Origin of the sequence: Pseudomonas sp. B21-015 (genome assembly GCF_024749285.1) — a bacterium.
GTDB lineage: Bacteria > Pseudomonadota > Gammaproteobacteria > Pseudomonadales > Pseudomonadaceae > Aquipseudomonas.
In genome coordinates, this window is the sequence record NZ_CP087196.1 from 779,057 (window position 1) to 792,629 (window position 13,573).

General features: G+C 61.5%; 17 protein-coding genes. 9 read left to right on the plus strand and 8 right to left on the minus strand.

What is annotated here, in order from left to right; genetic code table 11:
- Positions 1-80: 80 nt before the first annotated feature.
- Together LOY38_RS03560 and LOY38_RS03565 are read left to right on the plus strand one after the other, a co-directional pair.
- Positions 81-965, plus strand: a complete 885-nt coding sequence (locus LOY38_RS03560; protein ID WP_223485583.1) for a sugar nucleotide-binding protein — start codon at positions 81-83, stop codon at positions 963-965.
- On the plus strand, positions 958-1,887 hold the full coding sequence (locus LOY38_RS03565) for an NAD-dependent epimerase/dehydratase family protein (RefSeq protein ID WP_258698851.1): 930 nt from the start codon (positions 958-960) through the stop codon (positions 1,885-1,887). Before LOY38_RS03560 ends, LOY38_RS03565 begins: the two co-directional genes overlap by 8 nt.
- A 175-nt stretch (positions 1,888-2,062) precedes the next feature.
- Here LOY38_RS03565 and LOY38_RS03570 read toward each other — a convergent pair whose 3' ends face one another.
- The 5 genes from LOY38_RS03570 to LOY38_RS03590 form a co-directional block, all read right to left on the minus strand.
- Positions 2,063-2,761, minus strand: coding sequence for an OmpW family protein (locus LOY38_RS03570; RefSeq protein ID WP_258698852.1), 699 nt, complete (start codon positions 2,759-2,761; stop codon positions 2,063-2,065).
- 228 nt (positions 2,762-2,989) lie between these two features.
- On the minus strand, positions 2,990-3,508 hold the full coding sequence (locus tag LOY38_RS03575; RefSeq protein ID WP_258698853.1) for a DUF3299 domain-containing protein: 519 nt from the start codon (positions 3,506-3,508) through the stop codon (positions 2,990-2,992).
- Between the two features lie 11 nt (positions 3,509-3,519).
- Complete coding sequence (locus LOY38_RS03580; protein WP_258698854.1) at positions 3,520-4,785, minus strand: ABC transporter permease; 1,266 nt, start codon at positions 4,783-4,785, stop codon at positions 3,520-3,522.
- A gap of 1 nt (position 4,786) precedes the next feature.
- Positions 4,787-5,497: an ABC transporter ATP-binding protein gene (locus LOY38_RS03585; RefSeq protein ID WP_258698855.1), complete on the minus strand. Its 711-nt coding sequence runs from the start codon at positions 5,495-5,497 to the stop codon at positions 4,787-4,789.
- Positions 5,498-5,663: 166 nt separating this feature from the next.
- On the minus strand, positions 5,664-6,257 hold the full coding sequence (locus LOY38_RS03590; RefSeq protein ID WP_258698856.1) for a DUF2796 domain-containing protein: 594 nt from the start codon (positions 6,255-6,257) through the stop codon (positions 5,664-5,666).
- A gap of 135 nt (positions 6,258-6,392) precedes the next feature.
- Between LOY38_RS03590 and LOY38_RS03595 the strand changes: the two genes are divergently transcribed.
- Positions 6,393-6,740, plus strand: coding sequence for a hypothetical protein (locus LOY38_RS03595; RefSeq protein WP_258698857.1), 348 nt, complete (start codon positions 6,393-6,395; stop codon positions 6,738-6,740).
- A 43-nt stretch (positions 6,741-6,783) separates the two neighbouring features.
- On the opposite strand, the gene trxA is transcribed toward LOY38_RS03595, so the two are convergent.
- The 3 genes from trxA to LOY38_RS03610 all read right to left on the minus strand — a co-directional run bounded on the left by trxA (position 6,784) and on the right by LOY38_RS03610 (position 8,951).
- Complete coding sequence (gene trxA, locus LOY38_RS03600; RefSeq protein ID WP_052967072.1) at positions 6,784-7,656, minus strand: thioredoxin; 873 nt, start codon at positions 7,654-7,656, stop codon at positions 6,784-6,786.
- A 177-nt stretch (positions 7,657-7,833) separates the two neighbouring features.
- Positions 7,834-8,490, minus strand: coding sequence for a methyltransferase (locus tag LOY38_RS03605; RefSeq protein ID WP_258698858.1), 657 nt, complete (start codon positions 8,488-8,490; stop codon positions 7,834-7,836).
- Positions 8,487-8,951: a YbaY family lipoprotein gene (locus LOY38_RS03610; protein WP_258698859.1), complete on the minus strand. Its 465-nt coding sequence runs from the start codon at positions 8,949-8,951 to the stop codon at positions 8,487-8,489. Before LOY38_RS03610 ends, LOY38_RS03605 begins: the two co-directional genes overlap by 4 nt.
- A 117-nt stretch (positions 8,952-9,068) precedes the next feature.
- Here LOY38_RS03610 and nrdR point away from each other — a divergent pair, with 117 nt between their 5' ends.
- From nrdR to nusB, 6 genes are all read left to right on the plus strand, one after another.
- The gene (nrdR, locus tag LOY38_RS03615) at positions 9,069-9,533 is read left to right on the plus strand and encodes a transcriptional regulator NrdR (RefSeq protein ID WP_007906838.1); all 465 of its coding nucleotides are present in this window, start codon (positions 9,069-9,071) and stop codon (positions 9,531-9,533) included.
- Entirely contained in the window at positions 9,530-10,663 is a 1,134-nt protein-coding gene (gene ribD / locus LOY38_RS03620) for a bifunctional diaminohydroxyphosphoribosylaminopyrimidine deaminase/5-amino-6-(5-phosphoribosylamino)uracil reductase RibD (protein ID WP_258698860.1), read from the plus strand. The genes nrdR and ribD overlap by 4 nt, the downstream gene beginning before the upstream one ends.
- A gap of 47 nt (positions 10,664-10,710) precedes the next feature.
- A complete protein-coding gene (locus tag LOY38_RS03625; RefSeq protein ID WP_258698861.1) occupies positions 10,711-11,373 on the plus strand; it encodes a riboflavin synthase in 663 nt (220 codons plus the stop codon).
- Positions 11,374-11,404: 31 nt separating this feature from the next.
- Positions 11,405-12,496: a bifunctional 3,4-dihydroxy-2-butanone-4-phosphate synthase/GTP cyclohydrolase II gene (ribBA, locus tag LOY38_RS03630; protein ID WP_258698862.1), complete on the plus strand. Its 1,092-nt coding sequence runs from the start codon at positions 11,405-11,407 to the stop codon at positions 12,494-12,496.
- A gap of 90 nt (positions 12,497-12,586) precedes the next feature.
- On the plus strand, positions 12,587-13,063 hold the full coding sequence (gene ribE, locus LOY38_RS03635; RefSeq protein ID WP_003228649.1) for a 6,7-dimethyl-8-ribityllumazine synthase: 477 nt from the start codon (positions 12,587-12,589) through the stop codon (positions 13,061-13,063).
- Positions 13,060-13,560 carry a transcription antitermination factor NusB gene (gene nusB / locus LOY38_RS03640; RefSeq protein WP_214379096.1) on the plus strand — a complete coding sequence of 167 codons (501 nt, stop codon included), beginning with the start codon at positions 13,060-13,062 and terminating at the stop codon, positions 13,558-13,560. Before ribE ends, nusB begins: the two co-directional genes overlap by 4 nt.
- The last annotated feature ends 13 nt before the right edge of the window (positions 13,561-13,573 follow it).

Sequence of the window (13,573 nt, forward strand, 5' to 3'; positions counted from 1 at the left end):
TTCCGGCAATTATTGAGGACATCGCCTGCGGGCGCTGTCGATAAAGCCATCGTTCCAATCAGACTGGGCCTGCTGACTCTATGCGAATGCGCCTTATGTTACTGGGCGGCGGAAATGCCCTTGGGCAGGCGCTGATTCGCCTCGGTGCGGAGGAAGACATCGGTTTCCTCGCCCCCCGCCCACCACAAGACGGCTGGGACGCCGCGAGCCTGACGCAACTGCTCGACGATACCCGTCCGGATGCGTTGATCAATCTCGCCTACTATTTCGACTGGTTCCAGGCGGAGACCGTCAGCGAGCAGCGTCTGGCCGGGCAGGAGCGCGCCATCGAGCGGCTGGCCGAGCTGTGCCAGCATCACAACATCGTGCTGCTGCAACCGTCGAGTTATCGCGTGTTCGATGGCTCCCGGGCGACCGCTTACAGCGAAAAAGACGAACCGGTACCGCTGGGCCTGCGCGGTCAGGCCTTGTGGCGAATCGAGCAAAGCGTACGGGCCACTTGTCCGCAGCACGTGCTGCTGCGTTTTGGCTGGCTGCTCGATGACAGCCCCGACGGCACCCTTGGGCGATTCCTGAGTCGCGCCGAAAAAGCTGAAGAACTGTTGATGGCTGATGATCGCCGCGGTAATCCGACGCCGGTGGACGACGCCGCCCGGGTGATCATTTCGGTGCTCAAGCAACTCGATTGCGCGGCGCCGCTGTGGGGCACTTATCACTACGCCGGGCATGAGGCGACCACGCCGCTGGCACTGGGGCAGGCAATCCTGACCGAAGCACGCGCCCTGCACCCGCTGGCCATCGAAGCGCCGACCGCCCAGGCTCACGCCGCACGGCCCGATGCCGCCGAAGAACCGCAACACGCGGTGCTGGCCTGCAAGAAAATTCTGCACACTTTCGGGATCAAACCCCGCGCCTGGCGCGCGGCACTCCCGGGCTTACTGGATAGGTTTTATCGCCATGGCTGACGGCCCTGTTTTAATCACCGGCGGCGCCGGTTTCATCGGCTCGCACCTGACCGACGCCTTGCTCGCCAAAGGACACTCGGTGCGCATTCTCGATGACCTGTCCACCGGCAAACGCAGCAACCTGCCGCTGGACAATCCCCTCATCGAACTGATCGAAGGCGACGTCGCCGACGCCGCACTGGTGGCGCAGGCGATGGTCGGTTGCAGCGCTGTGGCGCACCTGGCTGCGGTGGCTTCGGTGCAGGCCTCGGTGGACGATCCGGTGAAGACGCATCAGAGCAATTTCATCGGCTCGCTGAATGTCTGCGAAGCCATGCGTCAGGCCGGCGTCAAACGGGTGCTGTACGCGTCCAGCGCGGCGGTCTATGGCAACAATGGCGAAGGTGAGTCGATCGACGAAGACACACCCAAGGCACCGTTGACGCCGTACGCGGCGGACAAGTTGGCGAGCGAACATTACTTCGATTTCTATCGCCGCCAGCATGGTCTGGAACCGGTGGTTTTCCGCTTCTTCAACATCTTCGGCCCGCGCCAGGATCCGTCCTCGCCGTATTCCGGGGTGATCAGCATTTTCAGCGAGCGCGCGCAGAAAGGCTTGCCGATCACCGTGTTCGGCGATGGCGAGCAGACTCGGGATTTTGTCTACGTCGAGGACCTGGTGGACGTGTTGGTGCAAGCCATCGAGAAACCGCAGGTCGAAGTTGGCGCGGTGAATGTCGGCTGGAATCAGGCGACGACGCTCAAGCAGATGCTTGAAGCCCTTGAAGCAGTGGTCGGCAAGCTGCCGCCCGTTAGCTATGGCCCGGCGCGTTCTGGTGACATCCGCCATTCACGCGCGAATAACCGGCGTTTGCTGGAGCGGTTTACCTACCCGGAGCAAACCCCTATGAGTGTTGGCCTGGCGCGGTTGCTGGGGCGCTGAGGTTTTACACAGCCATGAAAAAGGCGCCTTTGAAGGTGCCTTTTTTGTGGCCGATGCAATAACCGTGGCGAGGGAGCTTGCTCCCGTTCGACTGCGCAGCAGTCGCCATTATTGGGTCTGCTTCGCAGCCCAGCGGGAGCAAGCTCCCTCGCCACAAAAGCCGGACAAATGTTGCTTAGAACTTGTAACCCAGACCGACCATGTAGATGAACGGGTCCACATCAACGTCGACCTTGGCTCGAGTGCCTGGTGCGACGGCGTTGTTTTCCACGGTCGCGGTGGTGTCGATGTCGATGTAGCGTACCTGAGCGTTGATCATTACGTTGTCGGTCAGCATGTAGTCGGCACCGACCTGCCAGGCCAGACCCCAGGAGTTATCCGCCTTGAAGTTGCTGAAGCCGTTGGCGGCGGCTTCGCTGCTAACGTGCTCATCGTAGATCCAGGTGTAGTTGATGCCGCCGCCGATGTACGGCTGGAACGGGGACCTTGGGTCCAGTGGGTAGTAGACCAGGCTCAGGGTTGGCGGCAGGTGTTTCAAGGTGCCGAGTTTGCCGTTGGCGGCGCCCAGGGAGGTGCCTTTGAGCTTCACGTCATGCTCGAACGGCGAGGCCGCCAGCAGTTCGATCCCCAGATTGTTGGTGATCATGTAGGCGAAGTTCAGACCCAATTGCGTGTCGCTGCTCATGGTGGCCTTGCCACCCAGATCGGCGCCCTTCAGCGGGCCCTGATCGACCTTGACGCTGGAGCTGTCGGCTTCCGGGTTGACGGTGATCGCACCGGCCCGAACGATGATGTCACCGGCGTCGTGGGCATGGGCGAGCGGGGCTGCAAGCGCGAGGGCAAACAGCGAAGCACTGAGCAGGGACTTGTGCATGGGGGCTCCAAAGGACGTTAAAAATGTTCGATGTCCAATGGTAGGGATCCAATTGATACAGTCTTTTGACTCAGCTCAATGAAACAGTGATGGCCCTGATTTTTGCGCAGCCTTCAAAGGCCCCTTCGCGAGCAAGCCCGCTCCCACACGGGATCTCCTGACATCGGAGATCGAATGTGCGGGCTTGCCCGCGAAAGCTATCGATCAAACAACACACAACTACCGGACTCACTCCGGCAGCTCATACACATAAATCTTGTCCGCCTCCATCTGATACCCGGCATCCGCCAACTCACTGGTGGACGCCTTGACCTGCAACGCACCCTCGATCCAGTACGGCTGATACAGCTCGTCCAGCTTCACGCCGACTTCGCTTTTGACATGCACGATCTGGTTCGACGGCGGAGGCGGTACGTGGATGCAGGCGCCGAAATACGGCACCAGCAGAAACTCCGTGGTGCGGCCTTCTTCACTGACTTCCAGCGGCACGATGTACCCCGGCAAGCGAATATTCTGGCCATCGAGGCTTTTCACCACCGGAGCGTTGGGCATGTCCTGCTTGGCGGCCGGAGCCGACTCCGCGGACAACGTGTCGCTCATCTTCGACAGGTCATGCAGCGGTGTCATGTTCGGCACTTCTGGCGCAGCATCCGGCGGGATCATTTCCGACCAGGTCAGGTCTTTCGGCTCGGCCGCCCACAGCGGCAGAGCAACCAGCAGCAACAGCGCAAGCAGAGCGCGGGGCATGTTCAACGTCCTCACAGGCGGATCGACAGGCCATCGGCCAAGGATTGGCGATAAGCGCGCCAGGCCGGCACGCTGCCCATCAGCAGCGCGGCGATCAGGATGCCGCCGAGCAGCGTCCATTCATATTCACTCGGCCAGGCCAGCGGCAGGTACAAGCCGTAATTCGATTGCACGTAACCTTGCGCCACGGCGATGCCCACATACAGCAGCGCCACGCCGGCAATCACCCCCGACAGCGCCAGGGCAAACGCTTCCAGCACCAGTAAAGTCGCAATATGCCATGGCCGCGCGCCCACTGAGCGCAGAATCGCCATCTCCCGGCGCCGCTCGTTGAGGCTGGTGAGAATCGCTGTGAGCATGCCGATCAACCCGGTCAGCACCACGAACAGCGAGACGACGAACAAGGCTTTTTCCGCCGTGCTCATCAAACTCCACAACTCCTGCAACGCCACGCCCGGCAGGATCGCCAGCATCGGTTCGCCACGGAATTCGTTGATTTCACGTTGCAGCGCGAAGGTCGAAATCTTGTTGTTAAGGCCGAGCATGAACGCGGTGATCGCTTGCGGCGTCAGGTCCATGTTGCGCGCCTGATCGGCACTGATCCGGCCGTTACCGCGCGCCGGCACGCCGTTGTGCCAGTCAATGTGGATGGCTTCCATGCCGCCGAGGCTGATGTGCAGCGTGCGGTCCACCGGGGTGCCGGTGCGCTTGAGAATGCCGACCACGGTGAACGGTTTGTCGTCATGCTTGACCAGGCTGATCGCCGCCACGCCATGGGCCAGCACCAGTTTGTCGCCGAGCTTGTAATGCAACGCATCGGCCACTTCGGCGCCGAGCACCACTTCGAACGGATCGCTGGCGAAGGCGCGGCCACCGGCCAGTTCCAGGTGCTGCTGATGGCCGTATTGGTAATGCTCGAAGTACGCCTCGGTGGTGCCCATCACGCGATAACCGCGATGGGAATCGCCGAGGGACATCGGGATCGCCCACTTCACTTTCGGGTTGTTGGCGAAATGCTCAAAGCTGTCCCAGCGGATATTGTTGGTGGCGTTGCCGATGCGGAATACCGAATACAGCAGCAGGTTCACTGAACCGGAACGTGCGCCGACGATCAGGTCGGTGCCGCTGATGGTGCTGGCGAAACTGGCTTTGGCCTCGGTGCGCACCCGCTCCACCGCCAGCAGCAGGCAGACCGACAGGGCGATGGCGAACGCGGTGAGAATCGCGGTGAAGCGACGGTTAGCCAGGCTGGCCATGGCTAGACGAAACAAATACATCTCAGACCTCTACGGGCGTGGCGGCGCGATTGAGCTCGGCCAGCGACAGATTGCGATCGAACAGCGGCGCCAGGCTCTGGTCATGGCTGACGAACAACAGGCTCGAACCGGCTTCGCGGCATTCGGCGAACAGCAGGCGAATGAAGTTCTCGCGGGCATCGTAGTCCAGCGCCGAGGTCGGTTCGTCGGCGATCACCAGTTCCGGCTGACCAATCAACGCGCGCGCGGCGGCGACCCGTTGTTGCTGGCCGATGGACAGCGAGTCGGCACGGCGGCTGAGCAAGTTTTGATCGGTCAAACCCAGGTGGGCGAGCAGGGTGGCTGCCGCCTGATCGACGCTGCCGTGGCGCTGTTTCGCCCGTTCGGCGCGCAGCCTGGAGAAGTGGCAGGGCAACTCGACGTTCTCGCGCACCGAGAGGAACGGCAGCAAGTTGAACTGCTGGAAGATGTAGCCGGTGTGATCGACCCGGAAGTGGTCGCGAGCACCGGCAGAGAGTTCGGTCAGTTCCTGGCCGAGCAATCGAATGCTGCCGCGATCAGGCTTTTGCACACCGCCGAGCAGACCGAGCAGGGTGGTCTTGCCGCTGCCGCTGGGGCCTTTGAGAAACAGGGTTTCACCCGGCATAAGGCGAAACGCCGGGATGTCCAGCAGCGGTGGATGACCGGGCCAGCTGAAGCCCAGGTCGGACAGTTCGATGAGTGCTTGGGTCATAGCGCCGATTTCATGGGTTTTGGGTACTTGTCTCAATGTCACATTCAACACCAACCCCCTGTGGGAGCGAGCCTGCTCGCGATGAGGCCATCACCTTCAACATAGATGTCGACTGTTTGGCCGCTATCGCGAGCAGGCTCGCTCCCACAGGGGATCTTCGGTGAATTCAGAATTTCAGGGCGGCAGCCTTGGCTGTTACCTCAACCCCTTGCTGCCCGCTCGGGCTGATCAGTTGTACCTGAATCTTCTGGGTGGCCGGGAATGTGTTGAAGATGTTCGCCAAATCCAGGGTCTTCAGCGCGCCCGGGGCCGAGCAGCTGAATTGGTAGTGGGCATGGATCTCGCTGTGGTCATGGTGATGCTCGTGACCGTCCTTGGCGTCTTCCTTGTCATGGTCATCGGCATCCGGCGTGTCACCGAACAGCGGGCTTTCCAGTTCCTGAGTCGCGACCACGCAACCGGCGGCTTTTGGCAGGTTGAACAGCACCAGCGGTTTTTCCAGCTGCGCGCGGACGGCGGCGACCTTGGCCTTGTCGGCGTCGGTGGTGGCGGCGTGTTCGAAACCCACCAGGTTCATCGCCGGGCTTTCCAGTTCCAATTCCAGAGTCTGGCCATCCAGCGCCGCATTCAGGCGACCGACGCCATGTTCGTGGGCGCTGAGGCTGCCGTGCTCATCGTGATCATGATCATGCTCGACAGCCGCGTGGGCGACAGCCAGCGGCAACAGGGCAAACGGCAAAGCGAGCAGCAGACGGCGCATGACGGGTCTCCGAAAAGTAAAGTGAAGAGTTTGTTATGTAATCTTATAACGAAAGTGCCGAGAGTTTGACCGTCTGCTTGGCGTTGCGCAAGACCCATGGGAGCATGCAAGACATGTATGGGCAGGAGCAGACTTATGTTGCGAATACGCGGAAGCATCGGCGACTGGCCGGTGGATTTGACGCTGGAACTGGATGAGGGCGACTGGGCGCAGCTCGGTGCGCAGTTGCAGGCTGCCAAACCCGAGGCGAGTGCGACGCCCGCCAAACCGGTGAATCAGGACGATGCGCTTTGGCAGATCGCCAAAGAACTGCTGCGCAAGGCAGGGCAATTGAGCGGGCCGGATTTGCTGGAGCAGCTGGAAGGGCTGACCGGCAGCGCAGCGGCGGGCAAACGCTTGTTGGTGCGCTTGCGCCACTGCGCAGACGTCAAAGTGGTGAGCGGCGGGGATACGCCGCTCTACAGCTGGCACAAGCCGGCGTAAGAGCTGCCGCAGGCTCGGGCCGCGTTCGGACGATCTTTTGACCTTAATAGAGCGCGGCAAACAACTTGCGACGGTACGTGGTCACCAGCGGGTGATCGTTGCCCAGCAATTCGAACACTTGCAGCAAGGTCTTGTGTGGCAAGCCTTCGCTGTAGCTGCGGTTGCGGATGAACAGTTTCAGCAAGGCATCCAGCGCCGCGTCATATTGCTGACGGGCCAGTTGCTGGATCGCCAGTTGATAGACCGCCTCATCGTCCTGCGGATTTTTCGCCAGACGCGCTTTCAGGTCTGCCGCATCCGGTAAATCCCTGGCCTGACCGAGAAACTGGATCTGCGCCTTGGCACCGGCCAGCGCAGCTTTGTGTTCATCGGTCTTGACCGCGTCGAGCACGATTTGCGCTTCACCCAGTTCGCCGCGCTCGGTGAGGCAGCGGGCGTAGAGAATCAGTGCCTTGGCATTGGTGTTGTCTTCAGCCAGCAGTACTTTGAGCGTGGCTTCGGCGTCGGCGAAACGACCGTCATCGAACAGCGCCTGAGCCTGCTCGAACGGGTCGGCCGCAGCGGGCGGCGGCATTTGCACGTGGGGCTCGAGCATGGTGCGCACAGCCGATTCCGGTTGTGCACCGGCAAAACCGTCCACTGGCTGACCGTCCTTGAACAGCACCACGGTCGGCAGGCTGCGAATGCCGAAGCGCGCAACAATGTCCTGCTCGATGTCGCAGTTGACCTTGGCCAGCAGCAACTCGCCCTGATAGCTCTCGGCGATGGTTTGCAGCATCGGCATCAAGGCCTTGCACGGCGCACACCATTCGGCCCAGAAATCCACCAGTACCGGTTTGTGAAAAGAGTTCTCGATCACCGACTGGTCGAAATCGGCAGTCGTGGCGTCGAAGATGTACGGCGTTTCCTGACTCATGGGGTCTCTCGTAAAAGCGTGGATGAGGCCACTATAAGGCTTGGTGGGGGGCTGCTGAAAGTCGTAACGCTGATCGTTCCCACGCTCTGCGTGGGAATGCCTCAATGGACGCTCTGCGTCCGCTTTGGGACGCGGAGCGTCCCGGGCTGCATTCCTCCACGCAGAGCGTGGGAACGATCAAGCTCGGGTGGCATGGTAGAGGCTCACATGCCGAAACTCTTCGGGCTCGGCCAGGTCCGGCAAGGTCATCGCCTCCAGCATCTCGATGCGCCGATACAGCGGATGGCGAAAATCCCGCACCCGTGAATCCGCCACCAACGCTTCCCGGCCACGGCTGAGAAACTCGTCGAGTAATGGCAGATTTTCCCGGTCGTACAACACATCGGCCACCAGAATCAGATCAAACCGATCCGCTTCGGCGAAAAAGTCCGTCGAGTAGCTGAGCTGCACATCATTGAGTTCAGCATTCGCCCGACATGCAGCAATCGCCAGCGGGTCCAGGTCGCAGGCCACCACTTCCAGCGCCCCGGCTTTCACCGCCGCAATCGCGGCCACCCCGGAACCGGCGCCGAAATCCAGCACCCGTTTGCCCTCGACCCAGTGCGGGTGATCGGCGAGATAGCGCGCCACGGCCAGCCCACTGGCCCAGCAGAAACTCCAGTACGGCGGCTCGTGGAGAATCCGCCGGGTTTCTTCGGGGCTGAAGGCGCGGTCCATGTTGTCGCCGTCGATCAGCCAGAGTTTCAGCGCGGTGCCCGGTAACTCACAGGCTACAAGCTGTGCATCACCGAGCAGTTCACTCAATGCCTGTTGCAGGTCGAGCGGTGCAATCATGGTGCTTTGACGAATTGCAGCTGACCCAATGCCTGGGTGGTTGGCTGTGTGATCATTTGCGCCGGCAGATGCAGAATCAACTGCCCGGACTGGCTGGCGCGCCCGCGCAGTTCAACGCGAGCGCCAACCGGGAAGGATTCAGGGCTGAAACGCAGACGAAACGGCAACACCTGATGGGTGCCGATCAGGTTGGCACTGGCGAGCAATTGTTGCGGGCGATCCTTGTCGTCGATCACCAGCAGCGCCAGTTCGACTTCGGCATCGGCCGGCACGCCCAACAGCGTGCCGCTGATTTCACGTTGGTAAGCCGGCAGCGGACCGAGCTCGGCAGACGCCTTGGCTTTCTTCTGCGCCTGTTGTGGCGCCGGGCCTGGAGTCGGTGGCTGGGGCTTGGGCGCATCACTGCCACAGGCCACCAACAGGCTGAAAAGACTGAGCAAAATGAGGGGGCGTAAAGACATTGGCGGCTCCAGCAAGTGAAATCCATATACAGCCAGTCTGTATACCGCAAACCCTATGGCTTGTCTTGCCACGGGGATGCGCTACCATGGCCCTCCCATTTTTTGTTGCCTGCCACCATGCACTGTCCCTTCTGCGGTGCCAACGACACCAAGGTCATCGACTCGCGTCTGGTCGCCGAGGGCGAACAGGTGCGCCGCCGGCGTGAATGCCTGGCCTGCGGCGAACGTTTCACGACGTTCGAAACCGCTGAACTGGTGTTGCCGCGCCTGATCAAAACCGACGGCAGTCGCCAGCCGTTCGATGAAGAAAAACTGCGCGCCGGCATGCAGCGGGCGCTGGAGAAGCGCCCGGTAAGTGTCGAGCGCCTCGAATCGTCGCTGGTGCACATCAAACACAAGCTGCGCGCCACCGGTGAGCGTGAGGTCAAATCCCTCGTGGTCGGCGAACTGGTGATGGCCGAGCTGAAGAAGCTTGATGAAGTCGCCTATATCCGCTTCGCTTCGGTGTATCGACGCTTCCAGGACCTCAACGAGTTCCGTGAAGAGATCGATCGCCTCGCCCGTGAGCCGGTGAAAGAATGACCACCTCCCCGGAACAAGCCATCCTCGACATCCATTACATGGCCCGCGCCCTGGAACTGGCGCGCAAAGGTCATTACACGACGCACCCCAACCCCCGGGTTGGCTGCGTGGTGGTGCGTGACGGGCAGATTGTCGGCGAAGGCTGGCATGTGCGCACCGGCGAGCCCCATGCCGAAGTCCACGCCTTGCGTGCCGCGGGCGACAAGGCGCGGGGCGCCACGGCTTACGTGACCCTCGAACCTTGCAGCCACCACGGCCGTACGCCGCCCTGTGCCGAAGCGCTGGTCAATGCCGGTGTGGCGCGCGTCGTCGCGGCGATGCAGGACCCGAACCCGGAAGTCGCCGGTCGCGGCCTGCAACGTCTGGCCCAGGCCGGTATCGCCACCGAAAGCGGCGTGCTGGAAAGCGAGGCGCGCAAGCTTAATGAAGGCTTCCTCAAACGCATGGAACACGGCTTGCCATTCGTGCGGGTCAAATTGGCCATGAGCCTCGACGGTCGCACGGCCATGGAAAGCGGCGAGAGCCAGTGGATCACAGGTACGGCGGCGCGTTCGGCGGTACAACGCCTGCGCGCCCAGGCCAGCGTGGTGCTGACCGGCGCCGACACGGTGCTCGCGGACAATGCCCGCTTGACCGTGCGAGCCGATGAATTGGGCCTGGATCCCGAACAAACAGCCTTGGCCATGAGCCGTCCGCCGCTTCGCGTGCTGATCGACGGTCGTCTGCGGGTGCCGCTGGATGCGCCGTTCTTCAAGGCCGGCCCTGCGTTGGTCGCCACGTGTATGGCAATCGAAGAGCAATACGCCAACGGTCCGGAATGCCTGATCGTGGCCGGCAACGATGGCCAGGTTGACCTGCGCAAGCTGTTGGTCGAGCTCGCGGCCCGTGGCGTCAACGAAGTGCTGGTCGAGGCCGGCCCGCGTCTGGCCGGGGCGTTCGCTCAGCAAGGGCTGGTGGATGAGTTCCAGATCTTCATCGCCGGCAAGTTTCTCGGCTCCACGGCGCGACCGTTGCTGGACTGGCCGCTGGCGCAAATGAAAGAGGCGCCCGAGCTCAAAATTACCGAAATCCGCGCGGTTGGCGATGACTGGCGAGTCACTGCCATCCCTGTGCCATCGGCGAGCGTATAATTCCCGGCCATTGCTCTAGTGCTGGCCCTGTTCTCGAGGAGGACTCCATGTTTACCGGCATCATCGAATCCATCGGCAGTATTCGTGCATTGACCCCAAAAGGCGGAGATGTGCGGGTTTACGTAGAAACCGGCAAGCTTGACCTGAGCGACGTCAAACTGGGCGACAGCATTGCCGTCAACGGCGTGTGCCTGACGGCGGTTGAACTGCCGGGCAATGGTTTTGCGGCGGACGTCAGTCGCGAAACCCTCGACTGCACCGCCATGAATGACCTTAAAAGCGGCAGCCCGGTCAACCTGGAAAAAGCCCTGACCCCGACCACCCGCCTGGGCGGGCATCTGGTCAGCGGTCACGTCGACGGTGTTGGCGAAGTGGTCTCGCGTACCGACAATGCCCGCGCCGTGGAATTTCGCATCCGCGCGCCGAAAGACCTGGCCAAGTACATCGCCCACAAGGGCTCGATCACCGTCGACGGCACCAGCCTGACGGTGAACGCGGTCGATGGCGCCGAATTCCTGCTGACGATCATTCCGCACACCCTGAGCGAAACCATCATGGCGTCTTACAAGCCAGGTCGCCGGGTGAACCTGGAAGTCGACTTGCTGGCCCGTTATCTGGAGCGCCTGCTGTTGGGCGACAAGGCCGCGGAGCCTTCTGCCGGTAACATCACCGAAAGCTTTCTGGCCCAAAACGGCTATCTCAAATCCTGAAGCTCAAATTTCGAAAGAAGGGGGGTGCCTTGTGGCGCTCAATAGCATCGAAGAACTGGTTGAAGACATCCGCCAAGGCAAGATGGTCATCCTCATGGATGACGAAGACCGCGAGAACGAAGGCGACCTGATCATGGCCGCCGAATGCTGCAAGGCTGAACACATCAACTTCATGGCCAAGCATGCCCGTGGCCTGATCTGCATGCCGATGAGTCGCGAGCGCTGCGAACTGCTCAAGCTGCCGTTGATGGCACCACGCAACGGTTCCGGCTTCGGCACCAAGTTCACCGTGTCCATCGAAGCCGCCGAAGGCGTCACCACCGGTATCTCCGCGGCTGACCGTGCGCGCACCGTGCAAGCCGCTGCCGCCAAAGACGCCAAGGCTGAAGACATCGTCAGCCCTGGCCACATCTTTCCGCTGATGGCCCAGGCCGGCGGTACCCTGGCCCGCGCCGGCCACACCGAAGCCGCCTGCGACCTGGCGCGCATGGCCGGCTTCGAGCCGAGCGGCGTGATCTGCGAAGTGATGAACGACGACGGCACCATGTCCCGTCGCGCCGAACTCGAAGCGTTTGCCGCCGAGCACAACATCAAGATCGGCACCATCGCCGACCTGATTCACTACCGGATGATCCACGAACGTACCGTTCAGCGGATTGCCGAGCAGCCGCTGGACAGCGAACTGGGCCAGTTCAACCTGGTGACCTATCGTGATTCGGTGGAAGGCGACGTGCACATGGCCCTGACCCTGGGCACCGTGTGCGCCGAAGAGCCGACCCTGGTCCGGGTGCACAACATGGACCCGCTGCGTGACCTGTTGATGGTCAAGCAACCGGGCCGCTGGAGCCTGCGCGCCGCCATGGCCGCGGTCGCCGAGGCTGGCAGCGGTGTGGTGCTGTTGCTGGGGCACCCGCTCGATGGCGACGTGTTGCTGGCACACATCCGCGAAACCGCCGACCACAATGCGGTGAAAAAACCGACCACCTACAGCATCGTTGGTGCCGGTTCGCAGATCCTTCGGGACCTGGGCGTGCGTAAAATGCGCCTGATGAGTGCACCGATGAAATTTAATGCGATATCCGGTTTCGATCTGGAAGTTGTAGAATACGTGCCCTCCGAATAAGACCTGGGTGTTGCGGTCCTGTATTCGCGGTTCAAATATCACTGAGGGGCGCGTAGAAAACGCGTCCCGGCTCTTTAAGAGATCTAACGAATGACCCTGAAGACCATCGAAGGTACCTTCATCGCCCCTAAAGGCCGCTACGCTTTGGTAGTGGGCCGTTTCAACAGCTTCGTCGTTGAAAGCCTGGTCAGCGGTGCAGTTGATGCCCTGGTTCGCCATGGCGTGAGCGAAAGCGACATCACCATCATCCGTGCGCCTGGCGCCTTCGAAATCCCGCTGGTTGCGCAGAAAGTCGCTCAGAAGGGCGAGTTCGCGGCAATCATCGCCCTGGGCGCGGTCATTCGTGGCGGTACTCCGCACTTCGAATACGTGGCTGGCGAATGCACCAAGGGCCTGGCCCAGGTGTCCATGGAGTTCGGCGTACCGGTCGCTTTCGGCGTGCTGACCGTTGATTCCATCGAACAAGCCATCGAACGTTCCGGCACCAAGGCCGGCAACAAAGGCGCTGAAGCTGCCCTGTCCGCCCTGGAAATGGTCAGCCTGCTGGCGCAGTTGGAGGCCAAGTGATTAGCGACGATAGCGATCGTTTCAACCCGCGCGATCCAAAGCCTGCGGATGCCGGCAAGCCATCGAAAAGCGTCAAGCGTCGCGAAGCCCGTCAGCTCGCGACTCAGGCACTGTACCAATGGCACATGGCCAAGCAATCGCTGAACGAGATCGAAGCGCAGTTCCGGGTCGATAACGATTTCAGTGATGTCGACGGCGCCTACTTTCGTGAAATCCTGCATGGGGTTCCAGCGCAGAAGGACAAGATCGACGCGGCTCTCAAGCCTTGCCTGGATCTGACCATCGAAGAGCTGGACCCTGTTGAGCTGGCGGTATTGCGCCTGTCCACCTGGGAACTGCTTGAGCGCGTCGACGTGCCGTACCGCGTTGTAATCAACGAAGGTATCGAACTGGCCAAGGTCTTCGGTTCCACCGACGGCCACAAGTTCGTCAACGGTGTGCTCGACAAGCTGGCCCCGCGTCTGCGTGAAGCTGAAGTGAAGGCATTCAAGCGCTGATCGGCGCTTGAAT

Excerpts from the sequence above, each read along its gene's own strand:
- LOY38_RS03565 (WP_258698851.1), top strand. The coding sequence starts at position 958 with ATGGCTGACGGCCCTGTTTTAATCACCGGCGGCGCCGGTTTCATCGGC.
- LOY38_RS03570 (WP_258698852.1), bottom strand. The coding sequence starts at position 2,761 with ATGCACAAGTCCCTGCTCAGTGCTTCGCTGTTTGCCCTCGCGCTTGCA.
- LOY38_RS03605 (WP_258698858.1), bottom strand. The coding sequence starts at position 8,490 with ATGATTGCACCGCTCGACCTGCAACAGGCATTGAGTGAACTGCTCGGT.
- LOY38_RS03580 (WP_258698854.1), bottom strand. The coding sequence starts at position 4,785 with ATGTATTTGTTTCGTCTAGCCATGGCCAGCCTGGCTAACCGTCGCTTC.
- nrdR (WP_007906838.1), top strand. The coding sequence starts at position 9,069 with ATGCACTGTCCCTTCTGCGGTGCCAACGACACCAAGGTCATCGACTCG.
- LOY38_RS03560 (WP_223485583.1), top strand. The coding sequence starts at position 81 with ATGCGAATGCGCCTTATGTTACTGGGCGGCGGAAATGCCCTTGGGCAG.
- LOY38_RS03585 (WP_258698855.1), bottom strand. The coding sequence starts at position 5,497 with ATGACCCAAGCACTCATCGAACTGTCCGACCTGGGCTTCAGCTGGCCC.
- LOY38_RS03610 (WP_258698859.1), bottom strand. The coding sequence starts at position 8,951 with ATGTCTTTACGCCCCCTCATTTTGCTCAGTCTTTTCAGCCTGTTGGTG.
- ribE (WP_003228649.1), top strand. The coding sequence starts at position 12,587 with ATGACCCTGAAGACCATCGAAGGTACCTTCATCGCCCCTAAAGGCCGC.
- LOY38_RS03575 (WP_258698853.1), bottom strand. The coding sequence starts at position 3,508 with ATGCCCCGCGCTCTGCTTGCGCTGTTGCTGCTGGTTGCTCTGCCGCTG.
- LOY38_RS03625 (WP_258698861.1), top strand. The coding sequence starts at position 10,711 with ATGTTTACCGGCATCATCGAATCCATCGGCAGTATTCGTGCATTGACC.
- ribD (WP_258698860.1), top strand. The coding sequence starts at position 9,530 with ATGACCACCTCCCCGGAACAAGCCATCCTCGACATCCATTACATGGCC.
- LOY38_RS03595 (WP_258698857.1), top strand. The coding sequence starts at position 6,393 with ATGTTGCGAATACGCGGAAGCATCGGCGACTGGCCGGTGGATTTGACG.
- LOY38_RS03590 (WP_258698856.1), bottom strand. The coding sequence starts at position 6,257 with ATGCGCCGTCTGCTGCTCGCTTTGCCGTTTGCCCTGTTGCCGCTGGCT.
- trxA (WP_052967072.1), bottom strand. The coding sequence starts at position 7,656 with ATGAGTCAGGAAACGCCGTACATCTTCGACGCCACGACTGCCGATTTC.